The sequence below is a fragment of the Mucilaginibacter aquaedulcis genome (assembly GCF_030409325.1).
Classification (GTDB): domain Bacteria; phylum Bacteroidota; class Bacteroidia; order Sphingobacteriales; family Sphingobacteriaceae; genus Mucilaginibacter; species Mucilaginibacter aquaedulcis.
The window spans coordinates 566,685-590,543 of record NZ_JAUFPR010000004.1 but is presented as its reverse complement, the minus strand read 5'-3'; the positions used below and the strand labels follow the sequence as shown (position 1 = coordinate 590,543).

The following is a 23,859-nucleotide window of genomic DNA, read 5'->3' as shown; positions in this document are numbered from 1 at the left end:
CTGTTTTGATGGGCTGCAAATGTATAATAAGTTTTGGTAATTGACGAATATATAATTGAGCAGTGCAGATTACTCCTCTTATTTTACTTAATTAAAACAAAAACCTGTACTAAAGGGACCCGTTATTGATCTGGGTAGAGTCGGAAGCTGAAACAAGATGTTCATCAGGCGTATCATTGTTTTCAGCAAAAAGGCGAATGGTTTTGATATACCGGCCCATATAATAATCGTTCAGGGTTGTTTCCGTAACACCATTGGCCGCGCCAGATGTGGAATGTATAAAAGTGATAGGCTCGCCCGGTTGCGATACAATAATACCGATGTGACCGGCCCGCCCTCTGTTATGTGTTCTGGTACCGGTAAATAATATCAGGTCGCCGAATTTAGCTTCGCTCAGATCCTTGTTTCCCTGAACACCAGCAAAATCTGAAGAGCTCCTGGGGATGGCTATTCCAAAATGATTAAATACATAATTAACAAATCCGGAGCAATCAAAGCCCCTTTCCGGGTTTGAAGAACCGTACCGGTACCTGATCCCCTTGAGTGTTTTGGCAAACGCTATTAACTCGTCGGGGCTGGTGCAGCCAGTTAAAATAGCTGTATCCACAACCGTTCGGGGATGATCGTGATGCGATCTGTGCATCTTTACGATCTTTTTTGTTTTATGCCTGGTTATTAAAGATTCACGCTCAGGCTTCATCAATGATAACGAAGCCAAAACAAGAACCTTGAAGCCAACGTGAAAATGCATGCCGTAATAATAGGCAAAAAAACTTTGCTCCCGTCACTAAGATTTTAACATTGACCTGTTTTTTGTTAAAAACCTCTTGGGCTTATTGTATTAACAATACGAATAAGCTGCTATTTTTTGGCGGCCGTAGGTGGAAAGTGGCGAATCTTTTCGTCGTACACGAGGATCTTTCCGTTTATCAATTGATCTGACCGGTATTAAATATAGTGATTTAATTCATTGCGGTATACCAAATCAAACAAAAGAGAGGGCAGGAGGGAGCCAAAACAGTTTGTAAGGAATTAACAACTACTCCGACTAAAATGCATCCAACAAAAGAATTCACAATGGAGCACAACATTATAATACATAACATAAAGGCAATTGAAATACTTGAACAATGCGTCGAAATTTACCCGGCGGCATACAACGCGAAGCCCTGGAACGATAACTGGAACATACAGACAGCAAAAGCCCTGCTAACCTGCTACTACAATACCCCTAATTTTATGGGATGGGCAGCCCGCAGAAACGGACAAATAATTGGCTGTGCCATAGGGAATATGGAGCCTTACTACAGTGGCAGCATTTTTATTTTGAAAGAATTATTTGTAGCTGTGAATTGCCAGGGCACGGGGGTAGGCAGCGGCCTAATGGCTGTTGTAAAAGAGGAGGTGAAAAAATTAGATCTTAAAATGATTATGCTATTTACACGCAGGCCACTTTTCGATTTCTATATCAAATCAGGGTTTCAGGAAATGGTAGAAGCGGGAACTATGGTGTATGCCATTGAATGATGCCTGTACTGCAATCACGAAAAAAGCCTCTCAAATTTCTATGAGAGGCTTTACTACAAATTCAAAATTTATACCAGGACCATTGAATTATGCTCCTTTTACAATGGCCAATGCTTTGTCAACATGTTCAGTAGGCGAAATGTGATCGTTTGTTGATGAAAACACTGCTATAATTTTACCGTCTTTACCAATCACATAGGTTGTACGTGGTATAAAACCGTGGTTAACCTCTATTCCGCGCACGTCTTTCATGCCAAGCTTAGGAGAAGACATTACCAGGCCGTATGTTTGTGCAATTTTACCTCCGGCGTCTGATGCAACGGCGAATTTGCCTGCGCAGTAATTTGGATCGGCAGAAAATGTGTTCAGTCGCTGAATATCATCTCCGGATACGCCGATAATAATAGCACCTGCCGCGGTAAATTTATCCTTTTGTTCGGCAAAGGCATGTGCTTCGGCATCGCAGCCGCCGGTATAAGCAGAAGGATAAAAATAAACCACAACTGGACCTTTAGCAAGCGAATTTTTTAATGAGAAATTAAATTCCTTGCCGGCCAAACTGGCCTGGGCGCTAAACACAGGTGCTTTATCTCCTTTAGATAACATCTTTGATTGGGCAAAGCCGGAGCTGGCTATCAAAAGTGAAAAGCCGAAGATTAAAAACGATAAGCAATAATATTTCTTTAACATAGCGAGATTGTTTTGATTTTTTAATGGTGTTATATCAAAGCTACGACAGAAGTAGAGAAAAGGTTTACTGTCATTAAAATTTTACTGCGATTTATTCTAATCGATAACTTGAAATAAATTATTAAGAGCCACAAGCCGGAGGTTTGCAGAAGCAGGGGGGGTGGCTTGCGGAAGCGAGGCAGAAGCTCAAAATCGAATTACACAGTGGATTCCGTCAAAGTTTCTAATTACTAAGCGGTTGTTAATAATTATATATTATTAAGATGGAGAAGATTATGTATTTTGCAACTTAAATAATTCCTTAACCTTAATCATTAAGTAAATAGTAAAAACATGGCAAGATGTACAGCCCCAACATATGGACACCGCACAGCGAGCGGAGCAGCAGCCTGTCCAGCATGTAGTAGTCGCAGCTACCGCTCCTACCCATCCTACGATTCCTACCCGTCTTACTCACCAACCAACCCTTCGTCAACAAGCAACTCGGGAAGCCGCAGTAGCAGCAACGGGTCGGGTCGGAGCATTAAGCCTCGTTGGTCTCAAGCGGGTTCATCTGTTCTTTATACGCCCGCCGAGGTTCGTACTCTCACACCAGTCCGTGAAAATGTAGAGGAGAGATCCTCTTTGCCTGACCTACGCGACATTTTTCTTTGCCATGCATGGGATGATCGACAAGGAGCTGCGAAGGAATTACATGATCTCCTTGAATCTAATAATGTTTCGGTTTGGTTCAGCGAAAAAGATGTCTTGCTTGGTTCATCCTTGCTTCGCGAAATCGACAAGGGATTGGTAAAGTCACGGGTTGGAATTGTGCTGGTAACTCCGGCTTTACTGCGTCGCCTTGCAGGAGAGGGCATCGCCGACAAAGAGCTTTCTGTACTATTAGCCAGAGATTTACTTGTTCCAATCATGCACAACACGACGTATGAAGCTTTACGTGATGTAAGTCCCTTGCTCGGCTCACGAAGCGGTCTTAGCACTTCAGAAGAAACAATGAAAGAAATAGCCGCCAAATTAGCAGAACTGGTCGCTGTCGAACCTTGTTATTAACTCATGTTCTATAAACTTTCTTAAGTTCAAATCATTAAATCAAGAATATTCACCGGCAAAATATTGAAAAACAAAAAAGCCTCTCAGATTTCTCTAAGAGGCCTTTACTTTGTAGCGGGAGCAGGACTCGAACCTACGACCTTCGGGTTATGAGCCCGACGAGCTACCAACTGCTCCATCCCGCACTGTTATTCTTATATGTTGCATTCCGTCATAACCTCGGAAAGTTCCTTCCAATTGTCAAAATGCAATTTGCACTCCGTTTTAATTGGACTGCAAAGATATAATTCGTTTCTTTGCAGTCCAAATATATTTTTAATTATTTTTATATGAGTCACAAGGCAGGTTTTGTAAGCATTATTGGTAAACCCAACGCAGGTAAATCAACCCTTATGAACGCCCTTGTTGGCGAAAAAATGTCAATCATTACCCCAAAAGCGCAAACTACACGTCACCGCATTTTGGGTATTGTAAATACCGACGATTACCAGATCGTGTTTTCAGACACGCCCGGTGTTATCAAACCGCACTATGCCCTGCATGAAAGCATGATGCACCAGGTAGATGGTTCTATTGTTGATGCCGACCTTATTTTACTCGTTACTGATATTTACGAGGAGTATGATGAAACCGATGTGTTGAAAAAACTGGAAGGCTCATTGGCCCCGGTTGCCGTGCTCATTAACAAAATTGACCAAAGCGACGAGGAAACCGTAAAAAAGAAAGTAGAGTTTTGGCAGGAGAAGCTAAACCCTAAAGCCGTTTTTGCCATATCGGCCCTGCATGAGCACAACATTAAATCTGTAATGGATTTTGTTGTTGAAAACCTACCCGAGCACCCCGCTTATTACGAAAAGGACGCGCTTACCGATCGTAACGACCGTTTCTTCGCGTCAGAAATGATCCGCGCGCAGTTGCTTAAACAATACAAAAAGGAGATCCCTTATAGCGCCGAAGTTATTGTTACTGCCTTTATTGAAGGCGAAACACTGCACCGCATCAGCGCCGAAATTATTGTGGAACGCGATTCGCAAAAAAACATCATCATTGGCCAGGGTGGTAAAATGCTTAAAATTGTAGGCACCTATGCCCGCCGCGATATGGAAGAATTTTTTCAGCGAAAGATTTTCCTGGAAATGTTTGTCAAAGTGATCCCCGACTGGCGCAGCAAAAAAAATTACCTTAAAAAATTCGGATACGAGTAATCCATAGAGTCAAGAGGTAAGAATCAAGATACAAGAGTTAAATTAATAACAATATAATAAGAATTAGAGTGCGAAATATAGACCGACTTTAGATAAGTTTGTCTTGATTCTTGTCTCTTGATTCTTAAATCTAACAACCATGAGTAACATAGTAGCCATAGTGGGCAGGCCCAACGTGGGCAAATCAACCTTATATAACCGCTTAACCGAAACCCGTAAAGCCATTGTTGATGATTTTAGCGGCGTAACGCGCGACAGGCATTACGGTGTGGCCGAGTGGCTTAACCACCAGTTTACCCTTATTGATACCGGCGGCTACGTAGCCAACTCTGATGATGTTTTTGAAGCTGCCATACGTGAGCAGGTTGATATTGCTATTGAGGAAGCCACCGTTATTTTATTTGTTGTTGATGTTACTACCGGCATCACCGATCTTGACGATGAAATTGCCACCCGCCTTCGTAAAAGCAGCAAACCCGTTTTTGTGGTAGTAAACAAGCTGGATAATAACAGCCAGGTTGCCGATTCGATGGTGTTTTACAGCCTGGGTTTGGGCGAGATCTACAGCATTTCGTCAATGACGGGCTCTGGCACCGGCGAATTGCTTGACGAAGTGGTTAAACATTGTGAGGATGTTGTTCTGGAAGAGAACACCCGCCCCAAATATGCCATTGTGGGCAGGCCAAACGTAGGTAAATCATCCATCATCAACGCGCTTATCGGTAAAGACCGCAACATTGTAACCCCTATAGCAGGTACCACCCGCGATTCTATACACATCCACTACAACCAATACGGGCATGATTTTATGCTGATTGATACTGCCGGGATGCGTAAAAAAACCAAGGTGAAAGAAAACATCGAGTTTTACTCGGTGATGCGTACCATCAAAGCCCTGGAAGAAGCTGATGTGATCATCCTGATGATTGATGCTGTTGAAGGTATCGAATCGCAGGATATCAATATATTCCACTTGGCCGAAAAGAATAAAAAAGGTATCATGGTGGTGGTAAACAAATGGGATTTGATTGAGAAAAATAACAAAACCGTAAAAGTTTTTGAAGAGCAGATCCGCGAGAAAATAGCGCCATTTACCGATGTGCCTATCGTGTTTACTTCAGTAACCGAAAAACAACGTGTGTTAAAGGTAATTGATGTGGCCAACCAGGTTTATCAAAACCGTGCCCGCAAAATATCCACCTCTAAACTGAACGAGGTAATGCTGCCCATCATTGAAGCCTATCCGCCGCCATCTATCAAAGGGAAATACGTTAAAATCAAATACATTACTCAAATTGCAGGTTCATCACCCATGTTCGCGTTCTTCTGTAATTTACCGCAGTATGTAAAAGAACCGTATTACCGTTTTATTGAAAACAAACTAAGAGAAAACTTTGATTTTTCGGGCGCACCGATACAGGTGTGGTTCAGACAAAAATAATCAGCATAAAAAAAGCACCTTTAAAAGGTGCTTTTTTTATATCCGGATGTCTCTGAGTGCGAAAGTTAATTAATAGTCGCGACTGCCTTTTTAAAGGCTTCGTCGTTATCATTCATTACCTGGTAAAAAGCGTTATCGCCCCACTTAAAGCGGGCCGCGTTGGCCTTCAATACACTTTTAATATAGTCACGGGATATCAGCAGTTCGTGCGAATCCATTTCTTTAAGCTTTTGCGATGAGTAAAGGATAAAGTCATGAAAGTCCTCATCAGTAATCGTATAGTTTTTTATAAAATCGGTATCGGTTGTAAATTTGTTTAAAACAGGCTGCATCCTGTCAATCACGTAGGCCGAAAACAGCTGCTGGTCAAGCAGGTTTTGTATTACCATGGTATTTTGTGTAGTATCTGCCGGTACAAAAACATCGGGCATAATACCGCCACCGCTAAAAACCTTGCGCCCGTTAAGGGTGTGGTAAGATGTGCCTTTAAAAATTGAATCGCTCCGGTTGCTTTGCTCAGAAAACAGTTCGCCTTTTTGCATCCGCTGGGCCAACTCATTGCGGTAGCTATCAAGCCCGCCCTTATATGATTTTTGGATAGACCGGCCCGATGGGGTATAATACCTGGCAACCGTTAAGTTTACCGCCGAACCATCTTCAAATGGAAACTGTTGCTGAACAAGCCCCTTACCAAACGATCGCCGGCCTACAATGGTGGCCCTGTCCAGGTCCTGCAAGGCCCCCGCAAGTATTTCACTTGCCGATGCCGAATACTCATCAATCAATACTGTTACCTTACCCTGTTGAAACGCTCCCGAATCAGTAGCAAAGTAATCAGTACGCGGTTCATGCACGCCTTTGGTATAAACAATCAGCTTGCCTTTATCCAAAAACTCGTCGGCCATGGATGTTGCTGCATTCAGGTAGCCACCGCCATTGCCCCTCAAGTCAAGCAACAGCTTGCTCATGCCATCGGTTTTAAGGCGCTTCAGCGCTTTCCTGAAATCAATATCGGTAGTTGATGCAAACTTGCTTATTTTGATATAACCTGTATTGCTGTTAACCATATAAGCCGCGTTCACGCTGCTTAAATCAACACGTCCGCGTTTTATAGTGTATGTTTTTATGCCGCTACCTTCGGCAACGCCTAACAGGATAACCGCATCTTTTTGTCCCCTGAAAATATTGTTTACCCTGTCCGCAGTAAGTTTGGTTCCGGAGAATTTTTTACCATCGGCCGTAAGCACTTTGCTTCCGGCCAACAAGCCTGCCCGGGCTGCGGGGCCGCCTTCGTATACCTGGGTAATAACCAGTGTATCGCGCAGCAGCTGGTATTCAATGCCAATGCCGTTAAAGCCGCCATCAAGCCGTTCATTAATTGATTGTGCCTGCTGCGGTGGTAAGTAAAGTGAATGCGGATCAAGATTCTGCAGCATATTATTAACTGATACCCCCTCGATACTGTCAACATTCACGCTATCAACATAGTTGTTACCAACCAGTTCCAGAACTTTTGAAATTTTATCATTACCTGAAAATGAAAAGCCAAGGTTACGGTCAGCAAAATTACCATCGCCTATCAGTAACCCAATAGCAATACCTAACAGCACCAGGATCATTGTCCTAAAAATAACACCCGCAGTCTTTTTCATGTTCTGTGAGCAAAGTTAATCAATGCGTTATCAATAATTTTTATTGGCATCATTGCATTTGATGTTTTTTACCGAATTTTGTTATAAATTATTTGAAATTAATGGAAACCATCACCGAAAGGGAATCGCACTACAAGAATTTAGAACAGCTATCGGTTCTTGAGATACTTGAAAACATTAACAAAGAAGACCAAACAGTTCCCCTTGCTGTTAAAAAAGCATTGCCGCAAATTGAGCAGCTGGCAGCTATAACCGCTTCGCGCATGAAAGCAGGCGGCAGGCTGTTCTACATAGGCGCAGGTACCAGCGGTCGTTTAGGTGTTGTTGATGCTTCAGAGTGCCCCCCAACGTTCGGGGTTCCGTTTGATATGGTAGTTGGTATTATTGCCGGTGGCGATGGCGCCATTCGCAAAGCTGTTGAGTTTGCAGAGGATGATGCCGAACAAGCCTGGAAAGATTTGCTGGCATTTCAGATAAATGACAAGGATGTTGTAGTAGGTATTGCTGCATCGGGTACTACACCTTATGTTATTGGCGGGCTAAAAACTGCCGCTCAAAATGGTATTGTAACCGGATGCATTGTTTGTAATAGTGGCAGCCCCGTTGCCGCCGAGGCGCAATATCCGGTTGAGGTAGTAACCGGACCTGAATTTTTAACCGGATCAACCCGCATGAAGGCCGGCACTGCACAAAAGCTTGTTTTAAACATGCTAAGTACCAGCGTTATGATACAATTGGGCCGTGTAAAGGGGAATAAAATGGTTGATATGCAGTTAAGCAACAATAAACTGGTTAACCGCGGAGCCCGTATGGTGATGGAAGAAACCGGGTTAAATGAAGATGATGCCGCAGCGCTGTTAAAGAAATACGGAAGTGTTAGAAGCGCCGTTGACAACTATAAAAAATAACGAATTGATGTGCAGATTTCAGATGTGCAGACATGCGAATTAAAATCAACCTCTCATCTGAAACTCGCATATTTGAAATTGAGAAAGAGCTATGCACGAGATAGAACCATATTACCGCTGGAGAGATGATTATATAGCATCTGAAGACGAATATTCGCCTTTTTATGCTACTGAATATAATGAGTTTGAGTTTGATAAGCAGGTGTATAACTATCTGCTGCACCCACAGTGGGACTCCTTTGGTTCCAATACCCTGTACCTAAAAGTACTGTTTGCCGATTACGAAAAAGGCTATACCATTATTGAATTTATAGGTGAATGGAACGATGCTATCAATAATGACATCATGCTGCTTAAACGCGAACTACTGGAGCTGATGATAGATAGTGGTATTAATCATTTTATACTGATAGGGGAGAATGTACTCAACTTTCACTCATCCGATGATCTGTATTATGAAGAGTGGTTTCAGGATATAGAGGACGGCTGGATTGCAGGCATCAACTTCCGCGAACATGTAATTGACGAATTTAAGCGCAACAATATTGATTATTACATCAATTTTGGCGGTGTGCTTGATAACCTTGGCTGGCGTACCCTAAAACCCATCCAGGTATTTAAAATGGTAGAAGAGCAAATGGTAAAGCGGTTGAACTAAACTTAAAAAATTGTGCTGCAGTATTGTCATTTCGAGGAGGAACGACGAGAAATGTTTTCTCTTTCGCACACCCCGTATCCCTACCCGCGCTCAATCGGAATGACACATTTTACAAAACTTTCCCCCTCCCTTTAAAACTCCTCGTGAATATAGGTCATGATCCTGACCATCTCATCCCTGATCTCTTTAGTTGGGCGGGTAAAGCCATTATTCATGAATGAAAAAGCCAGGCGTTTGCCTTTTCGGGTTACCAGGTATCCGCTCTGGTTATAAACATTACCTAATGATCCTGTTTTGGCCCAAACAAACACCTGTCCGTTATCGGTTTTATAAGCCGTTCTGATGGTGCCTGTTGTGCCGCCTGCGGGCATCATGCTATGCAAAAGCTGCTCGTCCTTTACCACATCCTCAATTTTGCATAAAAGCGCGATGATACTGCGTGGCGTAAACAAATTACGGCGCGAAAGTCCTGAACCATCAGCCCATTGGGGCACATCTGGCAAATCATTCAAAAAGTGAGTTTTTGAATAATTAATCACCGAATCGGTATTCAGCGTATTAAACTTTACGGATGAACAGGCCAGTAGCAGTTGCTCGGCAATAAAATTATCACTCGGTTGCAGCATCCGGCGGTAAACAGAATCGGCACTGGCATTGTATATGGTTTTGGCATTGCTGCTTAGCGGCAGGTTTACTGGCCATACCGGTTTTTTCAGCGTATCCTGCAATAAGGCACACGTTAGTTCGGTGCTGGTTTTCCAGGGTATTTCCTGTTTAAAATTTGCAGGCACATCCATCACCGGATAGCTAAATTTATTGCTTACAAAATCGCGCTTAACATTAAAACGTTTAGGGTGATAGCTGGTATCCTGGCTTAAAAAGCGTTTCAGATAATTAGGCTTAACCTGCAGGTTGCCATCATGATCTGCGTAGATCAGGGCTACATTATCTTCGAGGGGCAGTCCGTTTATCTCGGCCTGGTAATAATCGCCATAATCATCCCAAGCCCAGCCCGATCCAAAAAAATCATTATCATAACCCGTTGCCGAGTAATAGAGGGTTTTATTACTGTGCTGTAAAAAGCTGTATGCACTCATCCCTTTAAGGTCGCTATGCAAAAAGGAGGGGTCGCCCGTACCCCAAAATACCAGCGAATCGTTCCGGGCCTCATAACGCAGTGCCGGTATCGAATCGCCAAGCATTTTAAGGCAGGTATAAAAGGTAAATAACTTAGTATTTGATGCCGGAGTAAAATATTTATCTGCATTTAATTCATATATCATTTTTTTATTGTCCAGGTCATACAAGGCAAACCCGGTAAAATGATCATTAACTATTTGCGAGTGCTTAAACTGCCTTTTTATCTTCCGTTTTTTAATTGAACGTCCATAAACGGTATCATTACACAGCAATAAGCCGCCAATAATTACCAGAAATACAAAAGTTGATTTTAGCATAAAAATATTCAGTTTAACCAATTATTGTTGTAAATTTAATATACCAACTATAATCTCTTGTTACTTAAGCTATTCCATCAGTTAAAGCAATCCCGCACATTGTGGCTGGTATGTTTACTGTCGTTTTGCTTTTTAACCGCCCGGGCTCAATATTTTGATCTTGATTTCCACAAAAAAAAGGTAACCATTCCGTTTCACCTGGTGCGCAGCCTTATGGTTATTAAATTAAATATTAACCACAAAGGGCCCTTTAATTTTATATTAGATACCGGCGTTGGCCTCATGATCATAACCGACCCCAAATTAGCTGATTCTATTTATATTCCTAACAAGCGCACTTTAAAAATCCCGGGGCTGGGCGAGGGCGAAGATGCGGAAGCCTACGTCACCTCACCGCTTGATGTTGAAATACCCGGATTAAAAAGCTATGATGTAGCAGCGGCTATACTTAAAAAAGATCTTTTCAGCTTGTCGGGTTATGCAGGTATGCCTATTCATGGTTTAATCGGGTACGAATTTTTTAATAATCTCGCCGTTAAAATAAATACACCTGATAGTACCTTAACCGTTTGGCGCCCCAAAGATGTAAAAGTATTCAGAAAGGGGGTCCCAATACCTATAACCATTGAAGACCGGAAGCCCTATGTTGAAGCCTGGATTACGCTGCAAAGCGGTGAAAACATAAAAACCAAACTCATTATCGACCTTGGTGCCGGGCATCCCATATCTCTCGAAAATATAGTAAAGCGCTATGGGCTACCACAAAAGTTCATTACCTCCGCTAACCTGGGCATCGGTTTAAATGGCCCCATCAATGGCTACCTGGGGCGCATTGCCGCAATTGAACTGGGTAAATTCAAAGTCAAGGACGCCATAGCCTCTTTTCCGGATGTAAATAATAATCAGCTTAATTTATCAGTAGAGCGCGACGGCAACCTTGGTATCGGCACGCTGAAAAGATTTTCAGTTATTCTGGATTACGCCCACAACACCATGTACCTAAAACCCGGACCCAATTTTCGCGAACCCTTTGAACATGACATGAGCGGGCTTGAATATTATGCTGCCGGCGAAAATTTTGACCGGATAGTTATTAACCGGGTAGAACCCGGATCGGCAGGCGATGAGGTTGGCCTGGAACCTGATGATGAAATTGTATCTATCAATTTTAAGCCTGTTGCCAAAATGACCCTTGAAGAAATTGACGACATATTTAAATCAAAAAACGACCGTAGCCTCCTGCTTGATGTATACCACGATAAAAGGCTTGATAAAGTGGTACTCACTTTAAAACGGCGCATATAATGTGCGACTATCACCAGCCCTCCATATATCATCATAAAAAGCTGATATTTTATTATGTTTACGGTTCAAACTCTTCTTATTAAATGAAACAAAAATTTTTAGCGGTCCAATATCTATATGGAGCCGCGTGCTTGCTTGCAGTTTTAGCCAGCTCCTGTGCATCAAAAAAGCATGCAGCAAATCAAACCCTAACCCTCAAAACATCATCCGGCCCCTCCGGAACCACTACCACAGCAACTGTTGGCACACCCAAAAAAGACGGCATTAAAAAATTCAGTGAGCTGATAACTGATAAGATAAAGGCAGACAGCGGCCTTTTCAATACTTATAAAGTTGACGGCAAATATTATTATGAGATCCCCGATTCGTTAATTAACCGCGAAATGCTGGTGGTTACCCGTTTTGTAAAAACTCCGGGAGGCCTCAAAACATTTACCCAGCAATACGGTGGCGAAATGCTGAATGATCAGGTTTGGAAATGGGAGCGTCATGATAAACAGATATTTATTCGTGTGCCCAGCTATTCTATTCGTGCCGATAGCACTTCAGATATGTATGAGTCTGTTAAAAACTCAAACCTTGATGCCGTTTTGGCCTCATTTGATATCAAGGCATTCAATAAGGATACCACAGGCGTACTCATTGATGTTACCGATTTTTACAATGGCGATGTAAGCGCCATTGGATTATCTGACGATGTTAAAAAAGCTTACAAAATTTCAGGCGTTGATAATACCCGTTCATATATCGATACTATTAAAAGCTTCCCGATAAACCTGGAGGCGCGCACCCTCAAAACTTACCGCGCCGGCGATTCGCCAACCGATAACACCAATGGAGCAATAACCTTTGAACTGAATACATCAATGGTATTACTGCCCAAAATACCTATGAAGGCCCGCATCAGCGATGAAAGGGTAGGCTATTTTGGTCAGCGCCAAACTGATTACGGTACCAATGCACAAAAATCGTTGGTAACAGGCTACATTCATCGCTGGAAACTGGAACCTAAAGATCCAGTGGCCTATGCCAACGGACAACTGGTTGAGCCCAAAAAGCAAATAGTTTATTACATTGACCCCGCAACACCTAAAAAATGGGTACCCTATCTTATTCAGGGTATAAACGATTGGAACAAAGCATTTGAAGCTGCCGGATTTAAAAACGCTATTGTAGGTAAGGAAGCGCCAACACCAAAGCAAGACCCTCAATTTAGTACAGAAGATGCCCGTTACAGCGTGATCAGGTATTTTGCCTCTGATGTGGAGAATGCTTACGGCCCACACGTTTCTGACCCGCGCACAGGCGAGATCCTGGAGAGCCATGTAGGTTGGTATCACAACGTAATGAGTTTGCTTCGCGATTGGTACCTGATACAAACAGCAGCGGTAAACCCGGCCGCTCGCAAAGCTCAGTTTACCGATGTGCAAATGGGCGAACTGATCCGCTTTGTATCATCGCACGAAATTGGCCATACCCTGGGCCTGCCGCATAACTTTGGTTCAAGCTACGCTTATCCGGTTGATTCACTGCGGTCGAAATCATTTACTGATAAACATGGCACAGCACCGTCAATTATGGATTATGCCCGTTTTAACTACATAGCTCAGCCAGGTGATGGCGTTACCCATCTTTATCCGCAAATAGGCGAGTATGATCTTTGGGCCATAAAATGGGGCTACAGCTGGTTCCCAGGCAATAAAACCGCGCAGCAGGAAAAAGAGATCTTAGCGGGCTGGACCGATAAAAAGGCCGGCAATCCATTATATTACTTCGGCAGGCAAGGCACCTCTATTGACCCGCGTTTGCAAAACGAAGATCTTGGCGATAATGCCATGAAAGCCGGCACTTATGGTATAGCCAACCTAAAACGGATATTGCCTAATCTGGAAAAATGGACCTATCAAAAAAACGAAAACTTCAGTGATGTGGCCGAGTTATATGGTGAGATTTTGAACCAGTTTAACAGGTACATGGGTCATGTTACCACCAATATTGGCGGTATGAACGAAAACTTTAAAACCTATGATCAAAAAGGTGCCGTTTATGATTTTGTAAGTAAAACCCGCCAGCGCGATGCCGAGCTCTTTTTAAACAAGCAGTTATTTGAAACCCCGCTTTGGCTCATCAACAAGCCCGAATTGAGTAAGTTTGATAATGGCGTAATACTTAACCGCATTAAATCGCTCCAGGTTGCGGTGCTTGGCAACGTACTTAACCCTTCAAAACTGGCGCGTATGTATGATAACGAAGCCAAAAACGGAACTAATGCCTACACCGTAGCCAATTTGTTTACTGATATACGTGCAGGGGTATTTAACAATAGCAAACCCGATGCTTTTAAGCGCAACTTGCAGCGGGGCTATGTAGATAACCTGAAGGGCCTGCTAACTACAGATGCCAGCGCTTCTTTCCCCGGCATAAACCCGGCCCAGCTGGCTGCATTTGGCTTAACCCCTATAAACATTGCCCTTTCTGACATCAGGCCGATGGTTCGTGCCGAGTTAAAGAAAATAGATGCAGGCTTACCTAAAGGCGGCGATGCCTTAACAGCTGCACATTTTGCCGATTTGCACCTGAGGATCAAGGAGGCATTGAACCCAACCAGGCCAATAGTTAATTTTTCGCCAATGGGTATACGCGCCATCAATACTGATGAGCTGCTGAAAGAAAATAACGTAAATGATTATATGAATTGCTGGCCCAGAACGGTTACTGATAAGTAACAGGATTAGCCCGTTAGCCTACACGTCCAATCCTGCTTATTAATTTAAGCAGGATTTTTTTTATTGCTGTACCCGAAAGCGGCACTGATTATTTAAAAAGCGATATTGGTGGTCTGGATAATACACAGCAAGTTTAATTACTTAAGCTGGCTGATATTTTCAAAAAAAGCAACCTGAAGGTCAAGCAACGACTTTACATTGATTTTTTCGCCGTAAGCATCAAAACATAAGAATTTGGTGCTTTTTGGATCGTCCTGCTTCTTTTTTTCAAAAAAATTGAACGTTTCAAAAAAATAATGATTGGTTGTGATATGGCTTTTGTTGTTTGTTTGTGATGCGTTTAGCCTGAAGCCTATTCCATCAATCCAATGGTGTATCTTGGTGTGCAATGTGTTGCTAATATTTTTCATAGGTTAAATTTATATTAATCTTAACGAAACACATGCAGCTTTGTTATTTTCTTTTTTTAAACTTTTGTTTATTAACTACTTGTGCTCCAAAACATAATTAAACATGGAGGTGCACAATAATTGTTCCTGAATTTACCCCTTCTGAAACTAATTGTGCCTGCATCCGTAATAAAGCACTATCAATATTAAACTTTCAAGATTTATGAAAATAAAACGACTCTTGTACCTCGTTTTAATGGCCTGCTTTTTAAACATCAGCGCCTGTAAAAAGGACGGTGCAACCGGGCCAGCGGGTGCTAATGGCACAAATGGCACAAATGGTGCCGACGGTGCACAGGGCCCTCAGGGCGATACCGGCGCACAGGGACCGGCAGGCCCGCAAGGGGCTACTGGGCCACAAGGCCCGGCGGGGCCAACAGGACCAACCGGATCACAAGGCCCGGCAGGTCCACAGGGACCCGCAGGACCTCAAGGGCCGGCAGGACCAACCGGACCACAGGGACCGGCAGGTGCAGATGGAGCCAATGTTCAAAGTTATCTTTTAGTTAATAAGAGTGTTACGCTTACCGGTTTCACAACGTTTAACGTACCGGCTATTACGCAGGATATTGTAGATAGCGGTGTTATCTTGGTTTACTTCAGAACAACCGGCAGCACTACCGGGTATTTTGCACTGCCTTACAGCGAAGTTGGCCGCACTATTACACTTTCAGACTTTGGCGTAGGCTATGTAAATGTTAAAGCTAACTTTTCACAGGGAGGACTTGATTTCAAAGTTGTAATTATCCCTGGTACTGGCCTCACCACACTACAGGTTACTCATCCGGGTATCAATCTTCGCAACTATAACGAAGTTGCTTTAGCTTTGCATGTGAATTAACAACTCATATACGCACTATAAAAACACAGAAAAAGCCGGAATACCGGCTTTTTCTGTGTTCGGACATTGTAACAATGCTATGATTGATAGCCCTTTAACCCCAAATATGTAACAATCATATGTTCTTTTGGCATTTAATACTTTATAAATTGAACATTTGCGTTCCGATTGTGTCTATTGATTTAACTAATAACAACAGAAGCCGAACAAACACTTTATGAAACCCCTGTTCCTCATTTTAAGTTTTACCTTTTTATTTGCATTTAACTCATTTGCACAAAGCACGCATGATGTAAGTGGCACCGTAGTTGATTCTACCAAACTATCACTACCCGGCAGCAGCATCAAGCTAATATCAAACGGAGGGGACAGTACCATATCCATTGCCGATGCTAACGGAAAATTTGCTTTCTCGGGTATAAAAGGTACCCAGATGACGCTTACCATCTCATCCATTGGTTTTACTGCTGTTAAAAAACATTTTGCTTTAACTAATGATAACAAACCGGTTGATCTGGGCAATATCGTGATGCAGCTTTCAACCAGCATGCTGAATCAGGTTACCATTGTTGGCGCGGCCAACCCTATTACCATTAAGGAAGATACCGTTGTTTACAATGCAAGCTCCTATAAAGTGCGCGAAAACGCTCCCACCGAAGATCTGATCAAAAAACTTCCCGGTGTTGATGTTGACGTAAATGGAAATATCACCACACAGGGTAAACAGGTAACCAAAGTACGTATAAACGGCAAGGATTACATGGGCGGCGACGTACAAAGCGCCACTAAAAACCTGCCTGCCGATATTATTGAAAACATACAAATGATTGATGATTATGGCGATCAGGCCAACTTAACCGGCGTTAAAACCGGCGAGCCCGATAAGATCATGAACATCACCATCAGGAAAGATAAAAACTATGGCTACACCGGCCAGGCTACTGCAGGTGATGGTGAAGACGCCTTGCCAAAAAGCCAGGGCATTCCTAATGCCAACCGCTATATAGGGTCATTAAACGTATTCACCTTCAATGGCGATCAGCAGATTGCTGTTCAGGGTAGTTTTAACAATACCAACGTAAATACCTTCTCGTTCGGAAGCACCGGCACCCGCGGTGGTGGCGGAGGAGGAGGGGGTGGTGGCTTTGGAGCAGGCGGAGGCGGTGGTTTTGGTGGCGGCGGCGGCCGTGGCAATGCCGGCCGTGGCAGTTTCAATTCCGGAAGTTTGATAACGGCCCAAAATGGTATCACAGATGCCCGCTCTATCGGTGTAAACTTTCGCGATCAGTGGGGTAAAAACCTTTCTGTGTATGGTAGTTATAGCTTTGCTGATAATACCACATCAACAACTAATAACATATTCCAGCAAAATACTTCATCAACCAACCCCAGCCAGCAAACCCAATACAGCCTGGAAAAAGATGAGAACATCAATCATCGTTTTACCTGGAATATGGAGTACAAACCCGATACCATCAATTATTTAAAGATAACCCCAACGTTCTCTTACGGCGGGACTAACACCAATGAGGTTGATAGTGTATCGCTTACTCAAAAACAAGGCATAACTAAATATAGCTCTATCAGCAACGGTGATTCGCAAGCGCCAAATTATGGTATCACTGCGCTATATAATCACAGGTTTGGTCACCGTCGTAATTTAAGCATTTTGGTAAATGCAAGCTCTGCGCCAACGTGGTCATATCAAAACCCTGTATATATGTATACTGCAGGTACTCCTACAGCTCCCATAAATCAGTTGATAAATACTTACAGCCGTACCAATAGCTGGGGTACCAATCTGTCATATCTGGAACCGCTGGGCAAGCGCTCATACCTGGAACTTAACTATGCCTTTAACCATTCTGTTACTGCCAATAATAAGGAAACAGATACATTAAGTACCAGCAATGATTATAACCGCTCTGATTTATTGAGTAACCAGTATAACTATACCTTTACCACCAACAGGATAGGCTTAAATTATCGCTTTATAGAAAAAAAGTATAACTACACCTTAGGCCTGGGTGTGCAGCCTTCTGTTTTAGATGGCGACTCGCCTTTGAATGATATTATTACGCATAAATCTACTTTTAACATTATTCCTACTGCAAGGTTTATCTACAATTTTTCACGCAGCAAATCATTCAGCGTGAATTATAATGGTTCAAACGCCGCACCAACCTTCACCCAGTTACAACCGGTGGTTGATTATTCAAATGCTCTTTATCCTGTTGTTGGTAACCCAAACCTTAACCCGGCGTTCACCAATAACGTGTCTATCCGGTATAATAATTTCAGCTTTGCTACCGGCGATGTGTTTTTTGCCAATTTCTCATATCAACAGGTAAGCAACCAGGTGGTGACTAATACTATCAGCTCTAATAGTTCAAACAAAATTTTAACCCAGTATTTAAATGCCGATGGTTATTATAATATAAGCGGTCGTTTAACCTACTCAAAACCATGGGCTCAGCGCAAATACTCACTTACATTTAACGGTACAGCTACCTACAATAATAATGTGGGTTATTTGACCAATCTTACTGCTTTGGACCCGCTTACGGCAACACAAGCAGATATTGATGCCAATAGGTTAAAAAATATTGGAAAAAACCTTGTGCTTACTCCCGAACTTCGTTTCCGGGTTGATTTGGCCAATATAATTGACGCCCAGGTTTTAACTAATTATTCTATCAACAGAACCAGTAACTCTGTAAGAAGTGAGCTAAACGATGGCTTAACAAACTTCAGAACATGGAACGTTGGGTTAAACGGTAAAAATTACTTTGGCGATTGGGTGTTCAGCTATGATTACACAAAGGCTACCAATTATGGCTATGCCTCAAACATCCAGGTTACCAATCCAAACATATTAAATTTGTATGTTGAACGCAGGTTCCTGAAAAATAAGATAGCTACTCTCCGCCTATCAGGCTTCGACCTTTTCAATCAAAATACAGGCTTTACATCTGTACCAACAGCCAGTTCAATCACCCAAACTCGTGTAAACAGGCTTGCCCGTTACTACTTGTTAACGTTTACGCTGCGCCTGCAAAAATTTGCGGGAAAGGCTCCGGTACAACAGGATAACAGAAACTTCAGAGATGGGGGTGGCAGAAGAGATGGCGGCGGCAACCCACCTCCTCCGGGTATCGGCCCAGGCCCAGGTGGACCAGGTTCACCTGAATAGCATCAAACAAACACTACCTAAAATAGAAAAACCCTCATCGTTAATGGTGAGGGTTTTCTGTTATGATATCATTCAGGTTTATAATTAGTGCGTTACAAGTACGGTATTGATAACCCGTTCCAGTTCATCCAGATCAAACGGCTTGGCCAGGTAGCTTTGCGCACCAGCATGGTTGGCCAGCATCTGAATATCGCTATTGGCCGAAAAATATATAACCGGAATATGTTTTAATTCGTCAACACTTTTAAGCGTTTGGGTGGCAATAATTCCACCGGCATCGGGTATCCAGTTGTCCATTAAAATAACATCCGGCATAATGCGCTCTACTTTGTCAATTATATCATTGCAGTTGGTGAAAGTATGCACTTCCCAAGCCTGCTCTTCCAAAATATAACTGCAAATAGAAAGGATATCTTCGTCATCATCAAATATGATGATCTTCTTATTAGGCTCTTCCGTGCGCATACTCCAAGTGAAACTATAAATAAATTTTAATAAAAGCAAATATTTTAAGTTTGTAATTAATAAAAACAGCGCGCCGATTAAGGGCCTGCTATCGGTAACATCCTGTAAGATATTCAGGTGCTTTGTTTTACTCTTAGCATTGCCCGGCTTCGTAATATATTAGTTACGGTGTATATAATGTAATATTAAGTAGCCATTACTCTTTTGGCCAAACCCATATTTGCGCCAGGATTAGAAAACCTAATAGTCTCGCTATCCGTAGTTTTCTAACTACGAAACACTATGCCTGAAGACTCCGTCTCCATACTACCCAGCCCAGCCTTCTCTATCCAAGCTTCTGAAATGTATGGCTTCGGCTAAATGCTCCAATTTGATCCCCTCACTGCCTGCCAGGTCGGCGATGGTGCGGGACACTTTCAGGATACGGTCGTAGGCCCGGGCCGATAGACCCAGTTTTTCCATAGCGCGTTTGAGCAGGGCCTGTCCGGCGGCATCAATTTTACAGAGGTCGCGAACCATTTGGGGGCTCATCTGCGCGTTGGAATGCAGATCTGTCCTTTTATCGAAGCGCTCAACTTGTATTTCCCGGGCCTTCATCACCCGCTCGCGGATTAACTCACTTTTCTCAGCTGCGCGGTCTGATGATAGCTCACTGAAATTTACAGGCGTAACTTCCACATGCAGATCGATCCTATCCAACAGCGGACCAGAAATTTTGCTCAGATACTTTTGTACCATCCCCGGCGGGCAGATACATTCTTTTTCGGGATGATTATAATATCCGCAAGGGCAGGGGTTCATACTGGCCACCAGCATAAAGCTGGATGGATAATCGACCGTGAATTTGGCCCTTGATATGGTTATACGGCGTTCTTCCAGCGGTTGGCGCATTACCTCAAGGGCGCTGCGCTTAAATTCGGGCAATTCATCCAGAAACAAAACACCATTATGTGCCAGGGAAATTTCGCCCGGCTGCGGGTTTCCGCCGCCACCAACCAAAGCCACATCGCTGATAGTATGATGGGGCGATCGAAACGGCCTTATAGTAACCAAGGCATCGGCTGCAGCCAGCTTACCGGCCACGGAATGTATCTTGGTTGTTTCTAAGGATTCATATAAACTTAGCGGGGGCAAAATAGATGGCAGCCTGCGCGCAAGCATGGTTTTACCTGCTCCCGGCGGACCGATCAAAATAACGTTGTGACCACCCGCTGCGGCTATTTCCAGTGCACGCTTAATATTTTCCTGCCCTTTTACTTCGCTGAAATCACTGTCGTAATTGCTCAGACTATTATAAAACTCTTCGCGGGTGTTTACAACTTCAGGGCTGATAGTTACATCGCCGTTAAAAAAACCCGCCACTTCTTTAATATTCTCTACGCCATAAACTTCCAGATCGTTTACAATGGCTGCTTCGCGGGCGTTTTGTTTGGGAAGGATAAAACCTTTAAAACCGTCTTTGCGGGCTTGTATGGCAATGGGCAGGGCGCCTTTAATGGGCTGCAGGCTGCCATCGAGCGACAATTCTCCCATAATGATGTACTTATCCATGTTTTCGGGCTCAATTTGCCCTGAGGCAGCTAAAATACCCGTAGCTATGGTAAGGTCGTATGACGAACCCTCCTTTTTAATATCGGCCGGGGCCATATTTACCACCACCTGCTGCCGGGGCATCCGGAAACCGCAATTTTTCAGCGCCGATTCAATACGTACATAACTCTCCTTAACGGCTACATCGGGCAGGCCCACGATATAATATTTAGTCCCCGACGCTATATTTACTTCAACCGTTATAGTAATTGCCTCAATACCATAAACCGCACTGCCAAAAGTTTTAACTAACACTGTGATAAAGTTTAAATCAAAGCGAAAGATAAATATTTTTACTTATGAGGGAAAGGGGAGTGATATTAAATAATTAATTCAAGGAGGATAAAAAAACCGGCCACTGCTTTGCAATGGCCGGTTTAAGAATAGTTGTTATCGTGACAATCTAACCGAGGTTGACATCAGCATAAAAACGCATGAGGCAATTACCCAGCCCAGCACCATCACCGACCATGTTTTTTGGTGATGTTTGCTTAGTTTTTCAAATGCTATATTAAGTTTACTGAAACGTTTGTTATTGAGCAGGGTAAAATAATTAAGCAGCAATGCTGCAACCACACCCAACTGTATAAATGTTCCGGAAATAGGACTAATGTTGAACCAGCCCGATTTTAAGATAAATTCGGCCAGCAGCATCAAATTGGTTATTAATATGATCATCAGGAAGTTTACTCCAAAAAGCGAATTGAATTTTGGCATACTTGCCTGTCCAAAATTTTTAAAGCTCCACCTGTAAAAATTTACATACACGGATTGATAAAATCTTGTAGTGTTCATGATGCTATAGTTTTAGGTTAATAATAGGTTTTAGCTAATATATAAATATTTTATATTGCAATAACGTATTTTTATAAAATTTTATTGCGCGGTTTTTATAATATTTATTAAAGCCGGTATTTTATATCCACCGACTTTACCTATTAAAAACCCTCTATTTTACCTTATTCCTGAGCATCAGATCAATGTAGGTTTTTATCTCATAATCGGCCAGTAGGTTTACGTCTGCATCTATAACTACGGTAGCAGGCGCGGCTTTAGCGGGGATTTGAAAATGGTTAAACCTGTCCTTTATTACTGACGTATGTTTTTCACCATCAATAGTGTACTCCAAAGGAAAGTTGAACAGGGTTTGCTGTTTCTGATCTACAATAAAGTCAATTATTCCCTTCTCAGCATCGTAGTTCCAGGCTATATCCAATGATGGGTGGCCTGCTGTACGTAGCCATTGGGTAAAAAACTGTTTGAGGTCCTGCCCGCTGGTTTGCTCCATGATCAGGCGCAGATCGTCGGTATTGGCGTTGCTGCCTTTGTATTTAGCGTAGTAGGCCCGTACACCTTTCCAAAATAGTTCATCGCCCAGTTTGCGGCGAAGCATGTGCAGTACCCAGTTACCCTTTTCGTAGCTGTTAGCATTCAGCAGCTGCATGTAATGGCCATTTACTGCGGTATCAACAACAGGGGTTAAACGCCTTTTTTCAAAACCGAGCACTTTTTCCCTGTCGAGGATGAGGCGCTTTTTGAGGGTATCGGCACCATATCTATTTTCGAGGTAAAGGTTGGTCATGTAGGTGGCAAAGCCCTCGCTCAGCCACAGGTGACCGAAGTTTTTTTCGCTGGCCCCATCGCCAAACCACTGGTGGGCAATTTCATGGGCCATCAGCGATTCAATATCAGGCGATGTTACCGACCCTTCAAAGTAGAAGATCGCACTCGCGTTCTCCATGCCCCCAAATATGGTTTTTGATTGAATGTTAGCCAGTTTTTCATAACTGAACGGACCAACACGCTCTATAAAAAAGGGTAATATATCCTTGGCAATGGCATAGCTTTTAAACCCTGCTTCCTTATTTTCAGGAAATACATAAGTATATACCGGTATTTTATTTACATCGCCGGGGTGGTCAATAGCAAACTGGGCCACGCCAATTACCATTACCTTGGTGGGTAATACAGTAGCCTCATGCCAGTGTGTAAGTTTTAAATTGCCTGGGAGTGCCTGTTCCTTTATTTTTAATCCGTTGGATATAACCTGGTAATGATCGGGCGCGGTAACTACAAAATCAACCGAGGCTTTATCGGCCGGGGCATCAACGCAGGGCAGCCAGTTATGCGCGCGGTTGGGCCAGTTGTCGCCAAAAAAGGTTCGGTGGCCGTAGTTGTTGGTAGATATAATGAGCCCGTCTGCAGGTATCCCGGCATAGTTTATGGTATAGTTATGAATGCTGTTGAGCCTTGCATCGGTGTATATTTTAATGGTATCGCTATCCTGTACAAACCGGAGTTGTTTTCCGTTTTCGGTAACGGCCGATACCAGCATCCCTTTTCCGCTGCTATTCTTTTTAACCAGATCAAGACTGAATGACGCGGCATCCTTTATAAACTTAACCGCAACAGTCGCCTGCCCGTTAATGGTATTGTCATTATCGCTTAGTTGCAGGGCAAAATTGTAATGCTGCACATCAATGGTAGCGCCGGGTATCTGGGCATGGGCCGATAACGCGGCAAATGTTAATGCAGCAGCAAGTGTTTTACGAACAGAGCGGATAATAAGCATACAATATATTTAACGCTAAAGTTTGTGAAAAAGCTCCATATTAAAATATATATGGGCCGATATTTTTTCCAAACGAGTTTTGGATATGTGTTCTATTAAAACATGTAAAGGCATCCGTTTTAACCGGATG

19 protein-coding genes and 1 tRNA gene are annotated in these 23,859 nt (G+C 43.0%); 10 read left to right on the top strand and 10 right to left on the bottom strand.

The window, feature by feature from the left end:
- Positions 1 to 109: 109 nt before the first annotated feature.
- Positions 110 to 751 carry a C40 family peptidase gene (locus QWZ01_RS20870; protein WP_290326747.1) on the bottom strand — a complete coding sequence of 214 codons (642 nt, stop codon included), beginning with the start codon at positions 749 to 751 and terminating at the stop codon, positions 110 to 112.
- A 326-nt stretch (positions 752 to 1,077) separates the two neighbouring features.
- Here QWZ01_RS20870 and QWZ01_RS20865 point away from each other — a divergent pair, with 326 nt between their 5' ends.
- Complete coding sequence (locus tag QWZ01_RS20865; RefSeq protein WP_290326745.1) at positions 1,078 to 1,527, top strand: GNAT family N-acetyltransferase; 450 nt, start codon at positions 1,078 to 1,080, stop codon at positions 1,525 to 1,527.
- Positions 1,528 to 1,614: 87 nt separating this feature from the next.
- On the opposite strand, the gene QWZ01_RS20860 is transcribed toward QWZ01_RS20865, so the two are convergent.
- Entirely contained in the window at positions 1,615 to 2,217 is a 603-nt protein-coding gene (locus tag QWZ01_RS20860) for a peroxiredoxin (RefSeq protein WP_290326743.1), read from the bottom strand.
- Between the two features lie 624 nt (positions 2,218 to 2,841).
- Here QWZ01_RS20860 and QWZ01_RS20855 point away from each other — a divergent pair.
- Entirely contained in the window at positions 2,842 to 3,267 is a 426-nt protein-coding gene (locus tag QWZ01_RS20855) for a toll/interleukin-1 receptor domain-containing protein (protein WP_290326741.1), read from the top strand.
- Between the two features lie 112 nt (positions 3,268 to 3,379).
- Here QWZ01_RS20855 and QWZ01_RS20850 read toward each other — a convergent pair.
- Positions 3,380 to 3,452, bottom strand: a tRNA-Met gene (locus tag QWZ01_RS20850).
- Between the two features lie 144 nt (positions 3,453 to 3,596).
- On the opposite strand from QWZ01_RS20850, the gene era reads away from it, so the two are divergent.
- Both era and der read left to right on the top strand, forming a co-directional pair.
- Entirely contained in the window at positions 3,597 to 4,472 is an 876-nt protein-coding gene (gene era / locus QWZ01_RS20845) for a GTPase Era (RefSeq protein WP_290326740.1), read from the top strand.
- 139 nt (positions 4,473 to 4,611) lie between these two features.
- Complete coding sequence (gene der / locus QWZ01_RS20840) at positions 4,612 to 5,913, top strand: ribosome biogenesis GTPase Der (RefSeq protein ID WP_290326738.1); 1,302 nt, start codon at positions 4,612 to 4,614, stop codon at positions 5,911 to 5,913.
- 65 nt (positions 5,914 to 5,978) lie between these two features.
- Here der and QWZ01_RS20835 read toward each other — a convergent pair whose 3' ends face one another.
- Positions 5,979 to 7,565 (bottom strand): S41 family peptidase, encoded by a 1,587-nt coding sequence (locus QWZ01_RS20835; RefSeq protein WP_290326736.1) that lies wholly within the window; start codon positions 7,563 to 7,565, stop codon positions 5,979 to 5,981.
- A gap of 101 nt (positions 7,566 to 7,666) precedes the next feature.
- On the opposite strand from QWZ01_RS20835, the gene murQ reads away from it, so the two are divergent.
- Both murQ and QWZ01_RS20825 read left to right on the top strand, forming a co-directional pair.
- Positions 7,667 to 8,473, top strand: coding sequence for an N-acetylmuramic acid 6-phosphate etherase (gene murQ, locus QWZ01_RS20830; RefSeq protein WP_290326734.1), 807 nt, complete (start codon positions 7,667 to 7,669; stop codon positions 8,471 to 8,473).
- A 91-nt stretch (positions 8,474 to 8,564) separates the two neighbouring features.
- The gene (locus QWZ01_RS20825; RefSeq protein ID WP_290326731.1) at positions 8,565 to 9,131 is read left to right on the top strand and encodes a hypothetical protein; all 567 of its coding nucleotides are present in this window, start codon (positions 8,565 to 8,567) and stop codon (positions 9,129 to 9,131) included.
- Positions 9,132 to 9,262: 131 nt separating this feature from the next.
- Here the strand turns inward: QWZ01_RS20825 and QWZ01_RS20820 are convergent, their stop codons facing one another.
- Positions 9,263 to 10,588, bottom strand: coding sequence for a D-alanyl-D-alanine carboxypeptidase (locus QWZ01_RS20820; RefSeq protein WP_290326729.1), 1,326 nt, complete (start codon positions 10,586 to 10,588; stop codon positions 9,263 to 9,265).
- 57 nt (positions 10,589 to 10,645) lie between these two features.
- Here QWZ01_RS20820 and QWZ01_RS20815 point away from each other — a divergent pair, with 57 nt between their 5' ends.
- Together QWZ01_RS20815 and QWZ01_RS20810 are read left to right on the top strand one after the other, a co-directional pair.
- A complete protein-coding gene (locus QWZ01_RS20815; RefSeq protein ID WP_290326727.1) occupies positions 10,646 to 11,893 on the top strand; it encodes an aspartyl protease family protein in 1,248 nt (415 codons plus the stop codon).
- 83 nt (positions 11,894 to 11,976) lie between these two features.
- Entirely contained in the window at positions 11,977 to 14,619 is a 2,643-nt protein-coding gene (locus QWZ01_RS20810) for a zinc-dependent metalloprotease (RefSeq protein ID WP_290326725.1), read from the top strand.
- Between the two features lie 137 nt (positions 14,620 to 14,756).
- Here the strand turns inward: QWZ01_RS20810 and QWZ01_RS20805 are convergent, their stop codons facing one another.
- Positions 14,757 to 15,029 carry a hypothetical protein gene (locus QWZ01_RS20805; protein ID WP_290326723.1) on the bottom strand — a complete coding sequence of 91 codons (273 nt, stop codon included), beginning with the start codon at positions 15,027 to 15,029 and terminating at the stop codon, positions 14,757 to 14,759.
- 202 nt (positions 15,030 to 15,231) lie between these two features.
- Here QWZ01_RS20805 and QWZ01_RS20800 point away from each other — a divergent pair, with 202 nt between their 5' ends.
- Positions 15,232 to 15,909 carry a hypothetical protein gene (locus QWZ01_RS20800; protein ID WP_290326722.1) on the top strand — a complete coding sequence of 226 codons (678 nt, stop codon included), beginning with the start codon at positions 15,232 to 15,234 and terminating at the stop codon, positions 15,907 to 15,909.
- A gap of 217 nt (positions 15,910 to 16,126) precedes the next feature.
- Positions 16,127 to 19,102: an outer membrane beta-barrel protein gene (locus tag QWZ01_RS20795; protein ID WP_290326720.1), complete on the top strand. Its 2,976-nt coding sequence runs from the start codon at positions 16,127 to 16,129 to the stop codon at positions 19,100 to 19,102.
- 84 nt (positions 19,103 to 19,186) lie between these two features.
- Here the strand turns inward: QWZ01_RS20795 and QWZ01_RS20790 are convergent, their stop codons facing one another.
- From QWZ01_RS20790 to QWZ01_RS20775, 4 genes are all read right to left on the bottom strand, one after another.
- Positions 19,187 to 19,567 carry a response regulator gene (locus QWZ01_RS20790; RefSeq protein WP_290326718.1) on the bottom strand — a complete coding sequence of 127 codons (381 nt, stop codon included), beginning with the start codon at positions 19,565 to 19,567 and terminating at the stop codon, positions 19,187 to 19,189.
- Positions 19,568 to 19,873: 306 nt separating this feature from the next.
- Positions 19,874 to 21,412 (bottom strand): YifB family Mg chelatase-like AAA ATPase, encoded by a 1,539-nt coding sequence (locus tag QWZ01_RS20785; RefSeq protein WP_290326716.1) that lies wholly within the window; start codon positions 21,410 to 21,412, stop codon positions 19,874 to 19,876.
- A gap of 135 nt (positions 21,413 to 21,547) precedes the next feature.
- Positions 21,548 to 21,952, bottom strand: coding sequence for a hypothetical protein (locus QWZ01_RS20780; RefSeq protein WP_290326714.1), 405 nt, complete (start codon positions 21,950 to 21,952; stop codon positions 21,548 to 21,550).
- Positions 21,953 to 22,106: 154 nt separating this feature from the next.
- Positions 22,107 to 23,729: a M1 family metallopeptidase gene (locus QWZ01_RS20775; protein ID WP_290326712.1), complete on the bottom strand. Its 1,623-nt coding sequence runs from the start codon at positions 23,727 to 23,729 to the stop codon at positions 22,107 to 22,109.
- Positions 23,730 to 23,859 lie beyond the last annotated feature (130 nt).